General features: G+C 45.4%; 21 protein-coding genes. 8 read left to right on the top strand and 13 right to left on the bottom strand.

Features of this window, described 5'->3' with window-relative positions; all coding sequences use genetic code 11:
• Positions 1 to 25: 25 nt before the first annotated feature.
• On the bottom strand, positions 26 to 667 hold the full coding sequence (gene ompW, locus KIO97_RS00385) for an outer membrane protein OmpW (protein WP_285380423.1): 642 nt from the start codon (positions 665 to 667) through the stop codon (positions 26 to 28).
• Between the two features lie 432 nt (positions 668 to 1,099).
• On the opposite strand from ompW, the gene KIO97_RS00380 reads away from it, so the two are divergent.
• Both KIO97_RS00380 and KIO97_RS00375 read left to right on the top strand, forming a co-directional pair.
• Complete coding sequence (locus tag KIO97_RS00380) at positions 1,100 to 1,750, top strand: Qnr family pentapeptide repeat protein (protein WP_079401637.1); 651 nt, start codon at positions 1,100 to 1,102, stop codon at positions 1,748 to 1,750.
• Positions 1,751 to 1,758: 8 nt separating this feature from the next.
• On the top strand, positions 1,759 to 2,070 hold the full coding sequence (locus KIO97_RS00375; RefSeq protein ID WP_045371060.1) for a cupin domain-containing protein: 312 nt from the start codon (positions 1,759 to 1,761) through the stop codon (positions 2,068 to 2,070).
• 103 nt (positions 2,071 to 2,173) lie between these two features.
• Here the strand turns inward: KIO97_RS00375 and KIO97_RS00370 are convergent, their stop codons facing one another.
• Positions 2,174 to 2,401, bottom strand: coding sequence for a hypothetical protein (locus KIO97_RS00370; protein WP_010453439.1), 228 nt, complete (start codon positions 2,399 to 2,401; stop codon positions 2,174 to 2,176).
• 4 nt (positions 2,402 to 2,405) lie between these two features.
• Positions 2,406 to 3,800 carry an MATE family efflux transporter gene (locus tag KIO97_RS00365; protein ID WP_285380420.1) on the bottom strand — a complete coding sequence of 465 codons (1,395 nt, stop codon included), beginning with the start codon at positions 3,798 to 3,800 and terminating at the stop codon, positions 2,406 to 2,408.
• Between the two features lie 105 nt (positions 3,801 to 3,905).
• On the opposite strand from KIO97_RS00365, the gene KIO97_RS00360 reads away from it, so the two are divergent.
• Entirely contained in the window at positions 3,906 to 4,796 is an 891-nt protein-coding gene (locus KIO97_RS00360) for a LysR family transcriptional regulator (protein ID WP_285380418.1), read from the top strand.
• Positions 4,797 to 4,964: 168 nt separating this feature from the next.
• Here the strand turns inward: KIO97_RS00360 and KIO97_RS00355 are convergent, their stop codons facing one another.
• On the bottom strand, positions 4,965 to 5,711 hold the full coding sequence (locus tag KIO97_RS00355) for a hypothetical protein (protein ID WP_285380416.1): 747 nt from the start codon (positions 5,709 to 5,711) through the stop codon (positions 4,965 to 4,967).
• A gap of 193 nt (positions 5,712 to 5,904) precedes the next feature.
• Between KIO97_RS00355 and KIO97_RS00350 the strand changes: the two genes are divergently transcribed.
• Positions 5,905 to 6,234 carry a multidrug efflux SMR transporter gene (locus KIO97_RS00350; RefSeq protein WP_005428450.1) on the top strand — a complete coding sequence of 110 codons (330 nt, stop codon included), beginning with the start codon at positions 5,905 to 5,907 and terminating at the stop codon, positions 6,232 to 6,234.
• A gap of 16 nt (positions 6,235 to 6,250) precedes the next feature.
• The gene (locus KIO97_RS00345) at positions 6,251 to 6,865 is read left to right on the top strand and encodes an HAD family hydrolase (protein WP_228903980.1); all 615 of its coding nucleotides are present in this window, start codon (positions 6,251 to 6,253) and stop codon (positions 6,863 to 6,865) included.
• A 78-nt stretch (positions 6,866 to 6,943) separates the two neighbouring features.
• Here the strand turns inward: KIO97_RS00345 and KIO97_RS00340 are convergent, their stop codons facing one another.
• Both KIO97_RS00340 and KIO97_RS00335 read right to left on the bottom strand, forming a co-directional pair.
• Entirely contained in the window at positions 6,944 to 8,122 is a 1,179-nt protein-coding gene (locus tag KIO97_RS00340) for a lytic polysaccharide monooxygenase (protein WP_005428273.1), read from the bottom strand.
• Positions 8,123 to 8,333: 211 nt separating this feature from the next.
• Positions 8,334 to 8,774 carry an Lrp/AsnC family transcriptional regulator gene (locus tag KIO97_RS00335; protein ID WP_010645422.1) on the bottom strand — a complete coding sequence of 147 codons (441 nt, stop codon included), beginning with the start codon at positions 8,772 to 8,774 and terminating at the stop codon, positions 8,334 to 8,336.
• Between the two features lie 148 nt (positions 8,775 to 8,922).
• Here KIO97_RS00335 and KIO97_RS00330 point away from each other — a divergent pair, with 148 nt between their 5' ends.
• Both KIO97_RS00330 and KIO97_RS00325 read left to right on the top strand, forming a co-directional pair.
• Positions 8,923 to 9,507, top strand: a complete 585-nt coding sequence (locus KIO97_RS00330; protein ID WP_285380413.1) for a LysE family translocator — start codon at positions 8,923 to 8,925, stop codon at positions 9,505 to 9,507.
• Between the two features lie 271 nt (positions 9,508 to 9,778).
• Positions 9,779 to 11,710, top strand: coding sequence for a S9 family peptidase (locus KIO97_RS00325; protein WP_285380412.1), 1,932 nt, complete (start codon positions 9,779 to 9,781; stop codon positions 11,708 to 11,710).
• A 77-nt stretch (positions 11,711 to 11,787) separates the two neighbouring features.
• Here KIO97_RS00325 and KIO97_RS00320 read toward each other — a convergent pair whose 3' ends face one another.
• Genes KIO97_RS00320 through KIO97_RS00310 form a run of 3 tightly spaced genes read right to left on the bottom strand, consistent with a single transcriptional unit; the run spans position 11,788 to position 14,499 of the window.
• The gene (locus tag KIO97_RS00320) at positions 11,788 to 12,957 is read right to left on the bottom strand and encodes an acetyl-CoA carboxylase biotin carboxylase subunit family protein (protein WP_285380410.1); all 1,170 of its coding nucleotides are present in this window, start codon (positions 12,955 to 12,957) and stop codon (positions 11,788 to 11,790) included.
• Complete coding sequence (locus tag KIO97_RS00315; RefSeq protein WP_045383165.1) at positions 12,938 to 14,098, bottom strand: MFS transporter; 1,161 nt, start codon at positions 14,096 to 14,098, stop codon at positions 12,938 to 12,940. The genes KIO97_RS00320 and KIO97_RS00315 overlap by 20 nt, the downstream gene beginning before the upstream one ends.
• Positions 14,099 to 14,121: 23 nt before the next feature.
• Positions 14,122 to 14,499, bottom strand: coding sequence for a hypothetical protein (locus tag KIO97_RS00310; RefSeq protein ID WP_285380407.1), 378 nt, complete (start codon positions 14,497 to 14,499; stop codon positions 14,122 to 14,124).
• A 319-nt stretch (positions 14,500 to 14,818) separates the two neighbouring features.
• Between KIO97_RS00310 and KIO97_RS00305 the strand changes: the two genes are divergently transcribed.
• Complete coding sequence (locus tag KIO97_RS00305; RefSeq protein ID WP_047476934.1) at positions 14,819 to 15,592, top strand: siderophore-interacting protein; 774 nt, start codon at positions 14,819 to 14,821, stop codon at positions 15,590 to 15,592.
• A 74-nt stretch (positions 15,593 to 15,666) separates the two neighbouring features.
• Here KIO97_RS00305 and KIO97_RS00300 read toward each other — a convergent pair whose 3' ends face one another.
• From KIO97_RS00300 to KIO97_RS00285, 4 genes are all read right to left on the bottom strand, one after another.
• A complete protein-coding gene (locus tag KIO97_RS00300) occupies positions 15,667 to 16,536 on the bottom strand; it encodes a LysR family transcriptional regulator (RefSeq protein WP_005428403.1) in 870 nt (289 codons plus the stop codon).
• A gap of 68 nt (positions 16,537 to 16,604) precedes the next feature.
• Positions 16,605 to 17,117 (bottom strand): GNAT family N-acetyltransferase, encoded by a 513-nt coding sequence (locus KIO97_RS00295; RefSeq protein WP_045371077.1) that lies wholly within the window; start codon positions 17,115 to 17,117, stop codon positions 16,605 to 16,607.
• A 119-nt stretch (positions 17,118 to 17,236) separates the two neighbouring features.
• Positions 17,237 to 19,396, bottom strand: coding sequence for a metallophosphoesterase (locus KIO97_RS00290; RefSeq protein WP_285380403.1), 2,160 nt, complete (start codon positions 19,394 to 19,396; stop codon positions 17,237 to 17,239).
• Between the two features lie 233 nt (positions 19,397 to 19,629).
• On the bottom strand, positions 19,630 to 20,445 hold the full coding sequence (locus KIO97_RS00285; RefSeq protein WP_077262552.1) for an arylamine N-acetyltransferase: 816 nt from the start codon (positions 20,443 to 20,445) through the stop codon (positions 19,630 to 19,632).
• Positions 20,446 to 20,493 lie beyond the last annotated feature (48 nt).

Genomic DNA, 20,493 nt, shown 5'->3' with positions numbered 1-20,493 from the left:
GTTGTTCTTTTGCTACTGCTTTTTCTTAGAACTTGTAACCGCCGCTGATCATGAATACCCAAGGGTTGATCTTCACGTCTGTTTTTTGTTTCGCGCCAGCCGCTTTGTAGGTCGCTTCTGTTTCAATGTTTGCATACCACGCCGATGCGTTTAGGAACCATTTATCGTTGATCATGTAGTCCACACCAACGTTGGCAGCTAGACCGAATGAATCATCCAATTTCAGATCAGAAAGTCCCGCACCTTTACCTGTACTGTTAAAGCCTTCATCGAAGAAGATGGTGTAGTTCAGACCAGCACCTACGTACGGGCGGAATTTGCTTTGTGAGTCACCAAAGTAGTACTGAACCATCACTGTTGGCGGCAGGTGTTTGGTGCTACCGATATCCTTGCCAACCAAATCAGTAGAGATATCGTGGCTAAATGGCGTCGCAGCTAGAACCTCTAAGCTGATGTTGTCGGTAAACATGTAACCAAACGTCAAACCCAGCTGGGTGTCTGAATTAACTTCTAACTCATATTGAGAACCCAAGATCTTGTCACTGCTGTCGTTTGGTACAACCGATGCCGCACCAACACGTAGAATAAAGTCACCTTCACTGTGAGCGAAAACACTTGGAGACACTAACGCGGCAACCACTGCTAAACTACTGATTGTTTTTTTCATTGTTATTTCCTTTGTAGGGCTTAATAGTTCTTATATTCTTGAGCTGCGCGCAATCTAGCACATAGAAACCCTACTATTTTGATGGAAATCAATTTGTGAAAAATATAGCTTTTTCGTATATAAAAACGCCATTTTGATCAACAAATTATGCAAATAGGACACAATTCTGTAATGCAAACTGTGCGTGTGAGAGGAGTGCGTCGCAGTTCTCATTCCGCCTCCTCTGTACGCCTCTGCATTCAACAAAACTTTTTTCTCAATATGCTCGGGTTATTTTCAAAAAATACCCACTTTAAATCGCCAATTTGACCGCTTAAATTGGCGATTTTCGGCCTTTGTAAGCCACTGAAAAACAACAAGTTATATTTCTGGAAAATCAGTCACTTAGGGTGTTAGTCTGCTTTCAACCGAACAAAGAAAAGATAAAAAGCCATGATTAAGACCGATCTCACTTTCGAACAGGAAGACTTTTCTCACCAAGATTTGCAAAACACCACCTTTGAAAACTGCCGCTTTTATCAGTGCAATTTCGACCATGCCGATCTCAGTGATGCAAAGTTTATTGATTGTCGCTTTATCCAATCGAGCGACATAGAAGGCTGCAGTTTCCGCTATGCAAAACTCAAAGACGCCAGCTTTAATAACTGCATGTTGGCCATGTCTCAGTTCAATGGTGCAGACTGCGTCGGCATCGAACTGCGCAAGTGTGATTTGAAAGGCGCAAACTTTCAAAGTGCCAACTTTGCTAATCGCGTCAGCAATACGGTTTTCTTTTGTATCGCCTACATCACTGGCTGCAACTTGGCTTACACCAACTTTGAGCGTGCATTAATCGAGAAATGCGACCTGTTTGAGAACCGATGGAGCGGCGCCAATCTGATGGGCGCAAGCTTTAAAGGCTCAGACTTATCCAGAGGTGAATTCAGCAAAGAACAATGGGGCAGCTTTAATATAGAAGAGAGCGATCTTACCCACGTCGATTTAGAAGGCTTGGACATTCGCCGCGTCTCTTTATACGGTGTTAAGATCTGCGACTGGCAGCAAGAACAACTGCTCGCACCATTTGGATTGATCGTTATTTAGGAAGCATTATGAATCTGTTTAAAGACCTACCCAGTGATCTGAGTGAAGAAGTGTTCGAAGATTTACTCACGCATAAACAGCTGCGTATCGAGCGCATTGTCTCGAAGGGGCAAACCACGCCAGAGGGTGAATGGTACGATCAAGAAGAACATGAATGGGTATTGGTTCTACAAGGCGCAGGCGAACTGACTTATGAAGATGGATCTGTAAAACGTTTAGAAGCGGGCGATCACGTCAACATTCTTGCCCATACCAAGCACCGTGTGAGCTGGACTGATCCCGAGCAAGAAACAATTTGGCTGGCGGTTTTTTATCAATAAACCTCGGGGCAAAAAAAAGGGGAAGGTATGCTCACCCTTCCCCAAAAGATACAAGCGGAATCGCTCTAGACTTGTATCAAAGCAGCCCCCGATAAGAGCCTTCCTAGCCATTTTTATCTTTCGTTGTTGTTTCCTTTTCATGCTTGTAACCCATGGTTCGAATATGCTCGCCATGAATGGTGTTCTTCATCAGTTCCCATAACGCAGCCAAAAAACGTTTGTGCATAGCGTGATGTCGGATGTATTTGACGTGGACAAACAGATAGATAACCGCAAACACTATGATGGCAATCGTCACGCCATATGCTTCATAAACACTGAGTAAGTTCATTCTTTTACCCTTCTTTAATTAAACAATTCATCCACTTGCGACTACGAAAGCGGTACAAACACGCGACCCACTTAAATAAGGTTTCTAAGAAGAACATCGCAAATACCACTGGGGCGGTAAAACCAAACACCATCGCTCCCAATGCCGCCAAAGGAATGCCAAATAACCATTGCGTCGATAAATCTTGATAGAGACAAAACTTAACGTCTCCCCCCGCACGTAGAACTCCCACGACCATTAACGTAGGCAAAGAACGCAGCAAAATACCAACACACAAAATTAAGTAGAATTGCTCAGCCATCTGCCTCGTCTCTGCAGACAGTGCAGTAAATAGATCCAATACGCTCGATTGCATGAACCACAGTGACACCGACACCAGTAGCGTCACACCGATGGCGATAACGGTGAACCCTTTAGCCTGGGCGTAGGCAAGGTCTGGTTTATTGGCACCAAGCTGGTTTCCAACAATCACAGCCGACGCGTTCGCGATGCCGGTCAGGAAGCTGAGTGAAAACGCTTCTATTGGAGTGATCACCGAGAGTACGACCAATCCCGCTTCGCCTGTTTGTCCCATAATGGCGGTATAGGCGAATAAGCCGCCCGACCATGCAAGGAAATTGATCGTCGTCGGCATGGATAACGAAAAGAAAGGACGGATGAATTGCCATTGAAGAGCATTTTTGAGCTCTTGACGACCAAATCTTAATGGGTGTGCTTTCAGCTTTAAAAATAGGCTGATAGCGGCGACTTCAAGTAATGAGCTAATCACCGTCGCGATCGCTGCACCTTTCAGGCCTAGCTCTGGAAATCCAAAGTGACCAAAAATCAAAAGCCAGTTGAATACTACGTTTAGCGCGATACCCAAACCACTGAACCAGGTACTGAGCGCAGCTTGGTGCATTGCTCGTAACCCAGCCGCAACGCTTCCGACGAATGCGACAGCAAAAAGACTCCAGCCCGATACCTTCAGATATTGTTCACCAAGCGCAATGATTTCTGCTGAATTCGTCGACAGTCCCATAATGGCATCGCCATAGAACTGGAACGCACACAAGGGGACTAACGCAGCAACCGTCGCCATCGCCCATGTCAGAGCAGTACTTCGTGTTACGCCGCCTTGGTCTTTCGCTCCAAAGTATTGCGCGGTGAGCATGGCGCCTCCAGCCGTTACCCCCGCCAAAAAGATGGTGGCAACAAATAAAGCGCGACTCGCAACACCAATTGCTGCGATATTCTGCTCCGTTAGCTGCCCAATCATGACAAGGTCAATTAAGCCCTTACTTGAAAACAAAATGGTTTGCAGCGTAACGGGAATCGCCACCGTTAGGATGGCTTTAAACAGATCCACGCTGAATATCGAAGTCCGCTCTTTAGATTGAGACACAGAGGTTAGTGACATATCACTCGCAAAAATCATGATGAAATTTGCGTCAATTATGGGAGGAAAACTACTATCCTAAAAACCACTTATGCTGGGGTTTTACGTTCATAATAAGGAAGCCAGTTGCACTCACTCGATCAAATTTACGCCTTCGTTTCTGTTTTCGAGCACCACTCTTACAGTGCCGCTGGACGAAACTTACATAAAGATAGAACCACGGTTCGTGAGCTCGTTAAGGCGTATGAAGACGTGTTAGGGTTTGAGCTTTTTACGATCGCAGGACGCAAAGTCAACCCAACCGAACGAGCGGTTCAACTCTACCCTCAAGCAAAGTTAGTCCTTCGACAAAACGAAAAGTTACTCGAGTTCGGCAGTGCCATGTTTATGGAGCCTAAAACCCAACTCCGGCTAGGGTATGACATCGATTTTCCCATTGAATTGATTGCAGAACTTGAACGCCGATGTCTCGCTCAGTTCCCCCAGGTACGAGTTCAATGGATCGAAACACATCGAGATGCGGCATTAAAGTTAGTCTCTGAGCGTGATTTAGATTTGGCCATCTTACCTGCTGTGGGAGGAATCTCTCCAAAATACCCGCTTATCTTTAAGCACTTGGGTTACATCAGTTACGGCTTATATGTCGGGGCACAAAGCAAGCTCGCAAACAAAGCAGAGTTCACAATTGAAGATGCACAATTAGAATTGCAATACCTGTCGAGTAACAACATGAACAGTGATGGGATGATACAGCCATTCTCATCTCATACCCGTATTGTCAGCAGCCACACGTTAATGGTGAAAATGCTCAAAAATGAAGGCTGGGCACTACTGCCTTTACCCCTTGGCGAGTACTACGTACAGAAGCGGGCACTAAAAAAAATGCCAACCCCGCTGCTTGCGAATGATGTAAAAATGCCATTTAGCCTGTTTCATGCCATCGGAATGGATCAAGAGACAACCACACAAGCGCTAGTGGAATGGTGCACAGAATTAGCAAAGGACTATTTTCGATAGAAAAACGGGGGAAAGAAACCCTAACTTTCCCCATGTGCGCAATAAAGGATCTAGGTGAAGCGCAAAGTAATTGAAGTCATGACCTCTGAGCCAGTCTCCCAACCGTTACTCAGAAATGAAGTGAGCCATCACTTCAATGTTCGATAAGATAAAATGTTCGCTAAAGTGTTATTGGATAGAAAGTGTGTTTTGTTTACGGTTGTACTCAAATCGATGGCTCTTCTCCACGCTGTCTTTCACTTCAAGATCTTTGAGCGTGGTTGAGCCTTTTTCATAGCGGACTTGGTCACCATTAAGCTCAAGAGTTAGCTTTTCATACCGACTTTTGTCACCGCTATCTGCGTATTGCCAGCGCACCGTATAAGTACCTTTGTCCACATCATATTCCGCTTGATAGCCCTCGTTAAAAGCTTCAATCGCAAAGCCTTCTGGGTAAACCACCATCTTGATGTAGGTCGGTTTTTCACTGAACTGATAGGTCGAGATACCAAAACGAGTTTCGATGATCTCCTGCTCTTCGTAGAAGTGGGCAATCTCATCAGGCGTACTCACCATCACCATATCTGGTGTAAGTCGCATAAGATAGTAGCCCCAGAAGGAAGAAGTTTTACTGTCAGCGACATTCGGCACTAGCGCTTGCAACTCATCTAAAGTACTCACGTTAAACTCCCACAGCAGCCCCCGAGAAAGCTGATCAAGGGTATAGGTCACTTTGCGTGATAAGTTTTCTGCCTCAAAGCCAATGAGATCATCACTTATGGCATCCGTGATGGAGTGATGAAGCAAGGTAACGCCTTCGACGTCGTAAGTCGCTCTTGGGTCTTTAAACTCCGAAACGGAGTCTGTCGTCATTCCTTCTCCGCCACATCCATTTAGCGTGAACAACACAACCGCACCCAGCAAAGTTTTACGCATCCCGACACTCTCTTTTCCAAAGACGGCGGCAGTGTAACGGTTGTCACAAACAGTTAATGTAAGGGTATGTAAGGTGCTGCAATTTTTATTATTACAATTACGTAAAGGTCATTTGATTTTTCATGGGATTATCGTTTTATTCGATATCAATATACTGACGGCATTCCAAAACAACCGAAGACGAATGATAACAATGAGCTGGTTTTTCTTACTTTTAGGCGTGGGCGCCGAAGCCCTTTCACACGTTGCACTTAAAGCAACCGATGGCTTTAGCAAACCGCTGCCGGCGACCCTAGTGTTGCTTGGCCATTTGGCCGCATTTGTCTGTTTAGCGCAGGCGATGAAAGGTGGTATGCCAGTGGGCATTGTTCACGCGCTTTGGGCGGGTTTAGCAATTGTGTCAGTGACCTTAATCTCGCAACTGGTTTACCGTCAGCACATGGATACGAGCCTTTGGATTGGGATGGCGCTTATCGCAGCAGGTGTGATGGTGATAAACTTCTCTCACGGACACGCACACTAAACCATAAGGCAGCGACTTGTCAGATACTCAAAAGCCCTCTCTTGCCCTGTTTGATTTTGATGGCACCATAACGGATGAAGACATGTTCAGTGCCTTCCTCCACTACGCTGTTTCTGGTCCAAGAAAATGGCTAGGGAAAGTAGTGATTCTGCCATTTTACGTGCTGTACAAAACTGGTGCTCTTCCTGCAAAGAGGATGCGTCCTATCGCCAGCTTTATTGCTTTTGCTGGGAGAAGGACTCAAGAAGTTGAAGCGTTAGGAGCACAATTTGCACAAGAGGTGATTGTTAAACACATTCGCCCAGAAGCCCAAGCAAAACTCGATTGGCACCAAGCGCAAGGCGACACCATCGTAGTGGTCTCTGCATCACTTAACGCTTATTTGAGCCCTTGGTGTCGCAACCAAGATTACCACCTACTCTGTAGCGAGCTACTCAGCGAGAGTAAACGCATCAGTGGCTTCTACCAGAGCAATGATTGCAGTTTAGAAAGAAAAGTAGAGCGAATTAAAACGGCGTATGACGTTAGCCAATATGAGACTATTTATGCTTATGGCGATACCCATGAAGATATCCCAATGCTCAAATTGGCGGATCATGCCACGATGAACTGGCAGCCTTGGCAACACTGAGACGCTCAAGATCTATCGATGAAAACAAGAAACCCTTCTCAAGCGAGAAGGGTTTTGTCTATGTAGAGCAGTTCAAGCTTAACGCCAAACGCCCCATTCTCCTGTGGTTCCTGGCTCTTCACCACGAGTCCACCATTGCGCTGTCCACTCACGACCATTGTGTGTCACAACATCACCTTGGTTGTAAACCGCGTCTTTGCTCCACAGGTTAGTTGGATCAACTGGTGGCTGGGTATCACCTTTAATCAATGATAACGCGTAGCTAAAGTTTGCATTCGGCGCCAATACTTGGTTTGCGTAAATATTATTGGTATCGAACATGTAGTGCTTCATCGCTTCATGCCAAATACCCACATACCAATCACCCGTTTGTTGTGAGTTAAACTGATCGGCCAGCTCGGCTGCCCACGTCGTGGTGTTGTTAGCACTGATTGGTAGTGAAAGATCCACGATCTCGCTGCCTGTTGCACTAAAGGTACGGAAACGCACGGTATCGCCCGATTCAACTGGACCAAAACCTTGTGTCACAAAATAGCCAAGAGAAGTCAGGTTATTTACGGGATCGGTAGGGTCAACTGGGTCAGTCGGTGGTGTGGTGCCATTGCCGTTTAGGGTAATGTCACTACAGTTGTAGAAGCCTTCACCAGCCACATCGATACGTTGCCAACGAGTGTAAAGAATCGCATCACCCGAACGGTCTGCCGGGAAAGTCACCTGCATGCGATAGCGTTTTTCTGCATCTACATACACATCACCAGCAGTATCGATCAGTTCTAAATCGTCCCAAGTAAGGGGCTGCGTATCATCATAAGTTGGCTTGGAAAGGTAGAACTCCCAGTAAGAAGGGTTGTGTGGCGCTTTACCAAAGAACACCAATTCGATTTGGTTGTTCGCATCTGGCGTCACGTTAGTACGTTGCCAATTTGGCGATGGGATATTCAAACCTTTCTTTGCCGCATCGCCCGCTGAACAAAGCTCACCGTCACGAACAATCGCTTTCACATGCGCCATATCGCGGTAGTTTGGTACGTTGGCAGCGATCTCACTACGTTGTACGAAAGGGTAAGCGCCAGACTCATCATAAGCCGCCTGACACGCTTGGTTTGGAATTTCATTAGTCCAAAAGCCGCCATCTAAATAACAGGTGTTTTGACGCGCACTTGGAAACTCGACCCAGCCATGGGCACTGACATTAAACGAGCTTAACGCAGCCATTGCGCCCAAGCTCACTAGAGGAAGGGTTACGTATGATTTCATCATTCATCCTTAAATTTTTTACCCCGCTGCTCGCGAACCGGGCAGCGACGTAGAAAAACTAGCAGGATGCGATTATTTAGAAGGTGAGAATAAATACTGGAATTGTCAGATTGCAGACTGCTTTCCAGCATTTTGTGTGGACTTTGCTCATACTCGACTGACTCTTTCGAGTCACTTCAAATTGATGTGCTACAAAATCGAAGGAAAAGGATTAACGCTCGTCTTTGGGCGTATCCATCACCACCATGGTCGTGATCGCCTTGACGTGCTCGCACTCTCCCAATACATCGGCATGGAAGGCTTTGTATGCTGCAAGATCTTGGGTTTCCACTCGTAACAAATATTCGTTCGCTCCAGTGATATTGTGGCATTCCACTACCTCGTCAACAAAGCGCACGTGATCTTCAAAACCAAGCTGGGCCTGCTTGGAGTGAGAAGCCAGACCAATCGAGACATAAGCAACAAAACCAACACCCATTTGCTGATTATCTAACACGGCTCGATAGCCTTTGATGATCCCTTTACGCTCCAAATCTTGCACACGACGTAAGGTCGCCGATGGTGACAATCCAACACGTTCAGACAACTCCACATTGGAGATTCTTCCGTCTGATTTCAGCACTTGCAATATTCTTTCGTCAAATCTATCCATGGTGACCTTTTGTTGTTTATCTGGCGTATTTTCATCAAATAAAAGCACAAAATTGATGTCACTTCTACCTATCATTGTTCACGACTAGTCAAGACAACTCTCTTTCGCTTGAGTGCACGCAGGCAAAACAAAAATGCAGGAAAACACTATGGAATACCATCAACTTGGTGCGCTGGCACTGTTTGCGTTTGTCTCGACTTTCACCCCAGGACCAAACAACATCATGCTCATGACTTCAGGCGCCAACGCCGGCTTTAAACGTACCATCCCCCATATGCTTGGCATCACGCTCGGTTTTGGTGCGATGCTGATCCTCGTCGGTATTGGTTTAATGAGTTTGTTCCATGCATACCCGCTAACACATGACATTCTCAAGGGCTTGAGTCTCACTTACTTGCTGTACCTAACGTACAAAATTGCAACGAGCAACAAAACGGAAGTCAAAGACGATTTCCGCCCAATGAGCTTTTTGGGTGCAGTGGCCTTCCAGTGGGTGAACCCCAAAGGCTGGTCAATGGCACTCACCGCCATCACCGTGTATAGCAGCGGTGGGTCTTGGCTAGAACTGGCTTTGATTGCTGGCATCTTCTGCTTGGCAAACCTGCCGTCCGTGACTTTTTGGACGGCGGCAGGCATGCAGCTTCAACGTTGGCTGACGACCTCCAAACGAGTAAAAGGCTTCAACTATGGCATGGCAGCGCTTCTGCTTTTATCGACTATCCCAATGATATAAATAACAAAACAATCAGCGATAAGTGTGACTTAAAGCAAATTTCGATTAGTCCCTTGTTCGGTAAGTACAAATAATCGCCACTTCCAAGGATGGATTGGTTCATAGTAGCAACAGCAGTGATAAGAATATTAAAAGCTTAAATGATAAGTTAAACCAATATCGGTTGCCCTTTCACTGCTTTGCCGCTGTCCTGTATTTGGCCGCGACAATCGACTCACTCTGACCGACAAGCACGATGCTGACCGGTCTGTCACACAAGGAGCGTTATACAATGCGTACTCGCAAGCTCATTCTTGCTACCGCTTTTGGCCTACTCATCTCGGGTTGCAGCCAAACCTCTACCACCAATACGGCAGAAGTCATTCCGCCAGAGTATCCGGTGGATTACTTCTTCCGAAATGCTGAAGTCTCTAGCTACCAAATTTCTCCCGCTGGTGATTACATTTCAATGATGAAACCATGGCAAGACCGTAAAAACGTCTTTGTACATCCTGTTGGCAAGCCAGAGGATGTGAAACGCATTACGTCGATCACCGGACGAGACATTGCGTACTACTACTGGGTAGGCGATGACACCATCATTTACTCTCGCGATACAGGTGGTGATGAGAACTTTTACCTCGTCACGGTGAACGTTAAAACCGGTGAAGAAAAAACCATCACGCCAACGTCTGGTGTTGTGGCTTATGTGATTGACACGTTAGAAAGCCAGCCTGACGACATTCTTATCACGACCAATGAACGCAACCCACAAGTGTTTGATGTTTATCGCCATAACTTGAAAACTGGCGAAAACACACTGGTGGCACAAAACCCAGGTAATGTCCGCGATTGGGGCACCGACCACGATGGCAACATTCGATACATTTCCACCTCTGATGGCGTAAATACCGCCGTACTTTATCGTGATACGGTGGATGAAGAATTCCGTCCATTGAAGAGTCTGACTTTTAAAGAAAGCTTCTCACCGATTTCGTTTACGCCAGATAACAAGAACTTGTATGTCGCTTCTCGTATTACCCGCGATAAATCCGCGATTATTGAATACGATGTGAAGGCAAATAAAGAAGTACGCGAAATCTTCTCTCACCCGGAAGTCGACGTGACCAGCGCCAGTTACTCGAATGCGCTCAATAAGCTAACGACCATCTCTTATGTCACCGATAAACGTCAGTATCATTTCCTTGATAAAGGTTATGAAGAGACTTTTGAGAGGCTGCAAGAGAAGCTTCCAGGCGTTGAAATTTCTGTCAATAACGCCACGCGCGACGAACGAAAAATGATTGTCGTCACCTACAGCGATACTGACCGCCCAAATTACTACTATTACGATCGTGATACCGACCAGTTAGAGAAGTTAGCGGCGAATGCACCGTGGCATAAACCTGAAGACATGGCGAAAATGAAGCCAATCACCTACACCGCTCGTGATGGTGAGACCATTCATGGTTACTTGACGCTACCAAAAGGTCGTGAAGCCAAAGATTTGCCGCTATTGGTGCTGCCACACGGTGGTCCTTGGGCGCGTGATTACTGGGGCTTCCAACCTGAAGTTCAGCTGTTTGCTAACCGTGGCATTGCAGTGCTGCAAATGAACTTCCGTGGTTCAACGGGTTATGGCCGTGAGTTTTGGGAAAAATCGTTCAAGCAGTGGGGTCAGTCAATGCAAGACGACATCACCGATGGCGTAAAGTGGGCGATTGACCAAGGTTATGCTCAAGATGGCGAAGTATGTATCTACGGCGCATCTTACGGTGGTTACGCGACATTGGCCGGTGTAACGTTCACTCCAGACCTTTACAAATGTGGTATCGACTACGTTGGTGTGTCTAACCTATTTACCTTCATGGATTCCATTCCACCTTACTGGGCACCATTCCTCGCCATGCTGCATGAGCAAGTGGGCGATCCGAATAACCCAGAAGACGCGAAGATGATGAAAGCTTACTCACCAGTGTTCCACGTGGACCAAATCAAAGCACCATTGTTGGTTCTACAAGGCGCGAAAGACCCACGAGTGGTGAAGAGTGAATCTGATCAGATCGTCGACGCTCTGCGCGACCGCGGGGTTGAAGTCGAGTACATCGTTAAAGAGAACGAAGGTCACGGTTTCCGCTCTTTAGAGAATCGTCTCGATGGTTACCAAGCGATGGACCGATTCCTGAAAACGCACTTGTTAGAGCAAACTCAACAAGCTCAATAAACTTAATAATCTCAATAAAAACAAAAAGGGCACCACGGTGCCCTTTCTTAATAAGATTTCAAACAAGAAAAGCTTGGCTATTCAACAAGAGAAAGAGCTTTCAATACTTCAAAATCAGCGAGCACCTCTGCGTAGCTCTTGCCTTTTACTACAATCGATCCCGACAAGTTTTTTACGCTATCCACACCATCATAGTAGTCTCCCACCTCACAACCGAGGTTAAGCTCAAACTCAGACTGTAAATGGACCTTATTGATCTTATTTACTCGGCCTTGTTTTGCAGGAAAAATACCTCCCATGCAGTAAGAGTCATTTTTCACTATCTCTGCAATATCCAACCCACACTCAATATCCAGCGCCATCTCAATCATATTCATATCAAATTGCGCCTGATAGATAGGAACCATAATCGCCCCCGGTGTACGACAAGCAGCTTCAAGGAAAACCAACTCACCGCTCTCTTTCACAAAGATTTCAACGTGTGAAGGGCCATTTTTTAAGCCAAGAGATTTCACAGCAAACGCAGCAAAATTCGTCAATTGCGCATACAATTCATGGCTTTCTTCCAGAACCAGAGAAAGACAAGGCTTACCGAATTGAAAATCAAGGTTTGGGAACGAGTATTCACAAGCCGCTTGGAAACAAACTTCGCCATTTTTAATCAATAGGTCGACATGGTAGAGCTTACCTTCAACAAACGTCTCGTACTCATAGCCCAAGCCAATATTGGATGTATTGATGACATCATCATAATCGTGCTGACTTCTAATCACATGCACACCAAATGCGCCTGCCGAATCCTTCGGTTTTAGAACAAAAGGCAGCCCAACGTGCTGGGTAATCTCTGAGAACGTAAGGTTTGATTGATACGCGCCATATCGAGGCACATTTACGCCAGCGGCCAAGGCTTTTTCTTTCATTAAACACTTGTCCCTAAAGTAGGCTGTTTCAATCACAGTCATGCCCTTAAGACCAAAGCGCTCTCTTATTTGCGCAGCTAAGTACATAAAATCTTCAGATGCCGAGAAAACACGATCATCAGCATTCAAAAACTCGAGAGTCACCAGCGTACTCATCAATCCTTCTGCGGAACTAAAGGTAATCACCTTATAGGCGTGATCCAGTACCTCATCACTTAACTCGGCAAACTCAGCATCTTTAACACAAACTACAATTTTTCTTTCTTTTAAAAATGCTACCGATAATGCGTTGTGTCGTTTCGCCGTGTTAATACTGATAACTTTCATTTTTTACTCCACACTTTTGTTTTATTATTAATATGATCACTGATGACGTGATACCTAGCGCTAAAGAGATGTCCCATATATACGAGAAACTAAAGGCAATAACAGCACCACCCAAAATTGGTGCGATAAAATCGGATACAGAAAATAAAGATTGATAAACGGAAATCGTTTTCCCTTTCTTGCTCGTTGTATATTCCAATATAAATTGAACAGCAGGGACAAATAACAACATCTCTCCTAATGTCCATGCACTTACAGATAAAGCTAACCCAGCATAATCACTGATATATTTCACACTGAATGTGCCTAAAGAAAGAAGCAGAACACCACTTATCACTCGGTAGTGGATGTCTATATTCTTTGTCAGTGCACTAAGCTTAACCTGAAATAGGACAATAATGACGCCACTAAAGGTGAAGATGTAACCGGCAATATCGGTCGGAAACTGCTTTTCACTCACAATATAAATCGTGTAGTAAACGGGAATAAAGCTAAAGCAAATAAGCGACAATGTAATAGAAATGATGGAAAGCAAGTATAGTGATTGGCTTCTAGACTTCCTGCTCTCAATAACATCCAGAACATACAACTTATTCATGTCAACCTTATAAATTGCGATTGAAGCAAACGTTGCTAAGCCGAAAAAGAGCAAGTACATGACATAGAAATCGTTGGATTGGCTAATGATAAAACCCATCATGCCGCTTCCTATGGCAACACATAAGTTAATGATGATTCGTCGGATCGACAAAGAGTGATTGATGTGGTCTTTATTCCTCTGAGAAGTGATGATGTACAAGATCACAGAGCGGCACCCCGCCAACGACATGCCAATCAAAAAGATCGCACACACTTGGACAAACATATTGTTTTGAGAGATAAGCGCAGGGATAAAAAGCCAGGGTATGGCCATTATTATGAGTACTTTTTTAGGGTTCGAACGGTCACTAGAAACGCCACCAAAAATCCCCCCAAGTAACCCGCCAATACCCATAAAAGGCAGCATCATCGAAATGCTTTCTTGATCAATGCCTGATTGATATAGGTACAGCGAGAGAAGTGAAAACCCGCCTTGTAAAAAAGCGAGAAAAGTAATGGGTAAGTAAATGATTTTATTCATCGATATTAAACTGCCAGCCAATGAAGTTTGGCTGGCACCTTCCTTTAGTTAGTGGCTAAGGTTCTTGTTTCAATATCGCCTTTGAATAAGATACTGCTCTTTATTAGCTCACCATCTTCTTTACACACATCTAAGTGGAATCGAGTTGGGCCTTTATATTTAAAGTGCTCTCTTGGAATTTCTAGGTTTAACGCTCGTTTCTTATCATATTTAGATTCCGAACATACAAATAATTCACAAGCAATACGGCTAAAGCCTGACTGATATTTATCACTTGTTGCTGAAATATCATTGTCGATTTTATTTTTTACAGTACTAATAAATTCTTGGGAAAAAATACCTTTTAGAAAAAGAAATCCATCCTGCTGGAAATTTTTGATATCTGACTCAGTTATTTGGAGATTTTTATTTATTAAGCTCATTATTATATTCATCATTTAATTAAACAGCACGACATGCACAAAAACACATACCAACAACGCCCGCACAGGCTATATTCAACTTTATGCATGTCAAAAAATACGCGCTAAAAAATGACCGAAATCACATTGAATTTAACAAATGCAACCAATATTTAACCTTGTTAGAAGTTGTGAAAACTCGTGATGTTTTTTGAAATGCTGACTTTTGCGAGCCGACGAAGGTGTAAAGGTAGGTAAAAATGCTGTTTGGCCGTACAATTAGTTGCTACGCTTAATGCGAAAGAGAATAGTTATCAAAAATCGCAAGGTAAAAACTAAAATGAAAAAGAAGCCACAACCTAAAAGTCTCGAGATCATCAAAACACAAACCATTACGCCGAACATGCAGCGTATTACTCTGCAGGGCGAGGCGTTAGGCAATTTTCCGCTCGATTGCGAAGGCAGCTATGTTAAGTTGCTGTTCAACGAAGTTGGGGGTACAGATATCCAAGGCTTTTCTGAGGAAAATCGCCCAGTAATGCGCACTTACACCATTCGCCGCTTCGATCCACAGGCATGCACGATTGAAGTCGACTTCGTACGTCACATCACCAAAGACCTACAATGTGGTTTTGCGGCGCGCTGGGCAATGGCGGCGAAAGAAGGCGACACTATCAGCATCGTAGGCCCTGGTAGCATTTCGAACCTTAACACAGAAGCAGATTGGTTCTTTATGGCAGCGGATATGACGGCGCTGCCTGCTCTATCTGCAAAAATTCGTACTCTGCCAGCCGACGCAAAAGGCTATGCGGTGATCAGCGTAATTTCTGAGGCGGATATTCAACCTATCGAAGCGCCAGCAGGCATGGAGCTCCATTGGGTTACTGAGCAACCTCTCGCAGACAAAGTTCGTGAACTTGAATGGCAGCAAGGTGAAGCCGCAGTGTGGTGTGCTTGTGAATTCGATTCAATGCGCGCACTGCGTCAGTACTTCCGCAACGAAATGGATGTAGACCGCGAAAACATCTACATCAGCAGCTATTGGAAACAGGGAGTGTCGGAAGACGGCCACAAGGTCATCAAGCGCGAAGATGCGGAGTTAAACGAGCAGTAATTCCCACTGACAAAAAATAAAAGCCAAGTCGCTTTCATAGCAACTTGGCTTATTTTTCTCATTTAGCCTGTCTCTCAGCTCATATTTTCAGCCAAGAAATCAATCAGTAAGCGCACTTTTGGCGACAGGTTTCGGTTTTGTGGGTACAGCGCCCAAATACCTTCACGATCGTCTCGGTAATCGGTTAACACTTCCACCAGCTCACCATTGTCTAACGCCTCTTGTACGTAGTAGTCCGGCAACTGTACCAAGCCTAAGCCACGTTTTGCCGCATCGACCAAAGCAAAACCACTGTTGCATTTGATTCGGCCAGAAACGCGCAAAGACTTCTCACGCTTTTGCTCTTTAAAGTGCCAGTAATCGGCGGTACCGACCAAGCATTGGTGATGGCTCAGCTCAGACAAGGTATGCGGTTCACCCGAGCGATCTAAGTACGCAGGGCTAGCACACACGTAAAGCTGTCGAGATGACAAGCGCTTGGCAATCAAACTAGAGTCTTGCAAACGTCCAAGACGAATCGCCACATCGACGCCTTGCTCAATCAAATCTAACTTTTGGTTAGTCAGATTCAACTCCAGATTCACCTGCGGGTATTTCTCAATAAACCGGTGCAATAACGGCGCGAGGTTCATTTCGCCGTAAGTCACAGGTGCAGTCACTTTGAGCAAACCTTTCGGCTCGGCTTGCATCTGCGTTACCGCTAACTCTGCGAGCTCTAGACCTTCGACAAGGTGTTTACATTGCTGATAATAAAGTTGTCCCGCTTCGGTCAGAGAGACTTTGCGCGTAGTTCGGTGCAGCAATTTAACCGCTAAACGCTCTTCCAACGCTGACACGCGGCGGCTGATTTGAGCCACCGACGTTTTAAGTTTGTTTGCTGCGCCTGTAAAGCTGTTGGTTTCTGCGACCGCGACAAATTCGCTCACGCCTTCCCAATTCGCCATGAATGTGGTTCCTGTGGAATTCTATGTATGCGTATTCTCACACAAAGTTAAATGCAGAGAAAACCTGTTTAAAAAGGATAGCCGACTAAATGTACAACTTGCTGCGGCCAAGTGATATTCAGAGAACGTACCATAGCATCACTGATACTAGCCCATTGATTAGGTTGAACTTCCATGTGTAAGTTATCTGTCGGCTGATAACCGCTGGACTGATAGACGTGCGTTCGCCCAAATAATATGGAAAAGGCATCTCCTCGTTCTATAGCATCCTGATGCACCGAATTGAGCAATGTTTTCACCAGTCCTTTCCCGCGAAAGTTAGGCTGCACACAGACTTCCGCAATACCGCTAATGGGAAAGGATTGATCATCTATCATCACTTGCTTCTCGTGCACAGCAATATGCGCTGCAAGGATTTCGCCATCCCATATAAGGTAGCGATGTCGTGGCATTTCACGGAAGTATCGTTGAGTCTGAAAGATTTTATCTTGCTCTTTGGTGAAGCAAGTAGAAAGCAAATGTCTTAGCTTTGCATCGAGAGCTGGGGTGACTGCATCATCAAGTATGTATTCAAAGCGCATGATTTACCTCATTGATTTCCCATGATTAAAAGTAAACCTTTGAAAAACCACTTACTGGGATACAGCGCAAATAAAAAAAGCGCAGACTGAGCTGCGCTTTCCATTTTTCTCTCTGAGTGTTACTCAGTCTTCAGAATATCGCGCTTCACTTCACCCTTAAGATCAGTCAGCGTTTGCTGCTCAGTATCAATCAAAAAGTGATCACTGGCTTCGCCCGTTGCGAATTTCTCAAGAATCACAAACAAGCTGCCAAAGCGTGAGCGGAAGACCTCACCAACTGAGTACTCACCTAAGTCCCCAAGTTCAGAATCGACCGTTCCGGCGAACTCAGAGAGCTCTCGGCTTAGCAGCTCGTATTGCAGTAACTGTGCTTCCTCGATGTCGCGGAATGCTAGCTCATCAGCATTACGCAGACGATAAAAGTCCGTGGCTAGCTCTTCACCATTCCACATCGCAAAATCAGATAAAGTAAAACCGCCTTCTTGAGCGATGGCTTCCGCCTGTTGTGATGCGGCTTGCCAATCCTTTTGGAACTGTTCGTAATCGACCACGGCATTTTCGTTGCAGCTCACAATGTCATAACCAAGCTCTTTCGCGAGCTGGCACACAGTAAACTCAGTCGAAAGTTGAGACATAATCAACATGTCGTCGCCGTCCATATGCATGATCATTTCACGCATTTCTAGCGGCCAATCACTTGGTAAGAAACGCAAACGCGTTAGCTCTCGAATATGCCAATCCGTCAATGCGTAATAGCTGTCGGCTTCTAGGATCTCTTTATTCCAAATGCTCGCTTTTGCTGTTTCATCATCGCCTGCTTGCTCAGTCAGGTACTCATGCTCTCTCGCATAATGTTCAAACAGCTCGTTGTAACCCGCCACTTTGTCGATCACGACCGTTTCCACTTCAATTTGTTGATCAGGGCGAATATTCAGGAGCTTGTAAGCCGGAATGTAGCCCGCCAAAGAAGGGGCTTGAATGTTGAAGAGCGTGTGCTGCACACCATCAATCATATAACTCTTCTTACCGGTATCATTGAAGTGCATGTGACCACCTACGTGAATGCTCAAGCCGGTGGCTGCCAATGCTTTACTGGTGTCGTCGTTTGGTTCACGAGAAAGCTGATGACTGCCCTCACCAAACAAGTCTTCGATGTCTTCTGACGCGCCATTGTAGAAGTCTGTCATTGGGAAGTGGCTGAATGAAACCAAGGTTTTGTTTTGCTCTTTTGCTGCTTTCACCACATCACTGATCCACTCAATAACGTGCTGTTTGTGGGTCAACATCATGTTGTAGCCTGCGCTGCTCGAACCATCAAAGTCATCACCGCTCACCGAGCCATCTGGTAAGGTATCTTTTGGCTTGTAGACGTTCGCATCTATCGCCAATAACCACAGACCTTTCACGGGCTCAACAAGGTAACTGGTATCAGGAACCATAGCACAGTTGGTGTAGCCATCTTGTTTGTACTCGCCCCCTGTCCCTTGGTGACAAATCTCAAACATACGTTTGTCATAAGCGGCTTCTTTCGAAGCAAGCTCGTAAGAGTAGTGGTTGCGAGCTTCGTCACTGCTGTATGGCGTTTCGAAATAGAAGTATTCTTCTTGAGGGTAAAAGCCGTGTGTACCAAGGATATCCATGATCTCCTTGTAACCCCATTCTTTCACTTCCTCGGTACATATTGTGTCTAGGTTATCACCTTCACCGGGAATGGTGCCCCACTCACCTTCATAACCAACACACTCATCTTTACCACGGCTAAAAATACGTTGCTTCTTGCCACCTTCCCCTAGGTAGTCAGACTTGCCTGCGGCTACGGTAAATGGTTTGCCCGGGTCGTGGTTGCCTGGCGCAGCAAAGAACTCAAGGCCATACGTTTCACGGTAGTGGTCGAAGATCTTCACTAGACCACGCATGTGCACGGGCTGGCCGTCGTCACTGAAGTCTCCAGGTAGCGCTACATACTTGATACCACGCTCTACCACGTCATCCAGCGCTGCGATCATTGCAAAATAGTTTTCGTTGAAAAGGCGTGTCGATTCCATCTGCGATTGCATGGTACGAATCGTCGCGTATTTGCCGCTGGCACTGGTATAAAGGCCTTGGTAAGAGCCGTCCTGAAAATCACCATACACATCGTGAAAGTGAATGTCTGGCATAAACGCCACTTGGACTGGTGCTTCAAGTTCTGGCGTGTCACTGCTTGAAGAGTCTGAATTACAACCAACTAAGGTAGTTGCAATCAGACCAGAGAGTACGGTCAATGTACTGAGTTTCATTTTTCTCATCCCGATAAAAGAGTCATAATTTTGAAATCGGGCGAGGAGCTTAGGCAGGAAAGATGACAATTAAGTTGCGACTTTCTTACAACTTATCGTACACAGTTCAGTTTTGAGACTCTCGTTCACGCCATTTATAATCAAAAACTTAAAGTAATAAAAAACACAATATAGACCAATGCCAGCCATTAAAATTCACTATATATTTAAGTAAAGTTTAATGGCTGGGCCATTTAGACACGCGATGCGATCGGTAGCGGTTTAAGATCTTGATATTCCGCATCCAGCTCAATCCCAAAGTGTTGTTTGAGTGCGGATAGGTAAGCCGGCCCTGCTTCAAGCTCAACCTCCGTCGCCTCACCGTTAGCACGATGCTTTAAGGTGTAATTCGCCAGTGTGATGATCCCCGACTCTGTCGACAAAGTAGCGACTCGACTTGAGGTAAAGCGCGAAGCGGGTGAGGTAGAGGCAAAGTGATTGCCACAGACAATGTCGCCATCAAACACGTGTTCAAAGTCCATGCTGTACATATCAAGCCACTGACTTTCATCATCATAAGATTGAACTTGAAGCATATAGCCAACGCGCTGGTCTTCAATAAAACGGAACGTTTGGGTGTCGGTATGAATGGCTTGATTAAGAATAAATGGTAATGGTGCTCTCGGCGTATTAGCGCCAAAGCCAGCATCGACGATCCACTTTTCATCGCCCATGGTGACCAAAGTAAACTGATGCGTCCTGCCTAACGGTGTACCCGATAAATGCACCCGTCCCAATAATGGTCGCGCATCAAACCCAAGAGTTTGCAGTACCCTTAAAAGCAAGCCATTCAACTCAAAGCAATATCCCCCACGGTTGTGATAAACCAATTTGTCGATAATGTCTCGTTCAGAGATGGATACACCCTTTCCTAACGCAATATCAAAATTCTCAAACGGTAATTTTCTCTGTTGATTGATATGCAACTTGAACAATAATTCAATATTGATGTCTAAGGCTTGTGCAACACCTATTTTATCCAAATAAGCCTGTAAATCCGTGTTGTTCATTTTGATCCTAACTCGCTGTTTCTTCGTCGTGGCGACACAATAAAACCT

It is taken from the genome of Vibrio sp. B181a, assembly GCF_030248375.1.
Taxonomy (GTDB): Bacteria; Pseudomonadota; Gammaproteobacteria; order Enterobacterales; family Vibrionaceae; genus Vibrio; species Vibrio campbellii.
The sequence above is the reverse complement of the archived record's forward strand: the minus strand, read 5'-3'. Positions and strand labels throughout refer to the sequence as shown.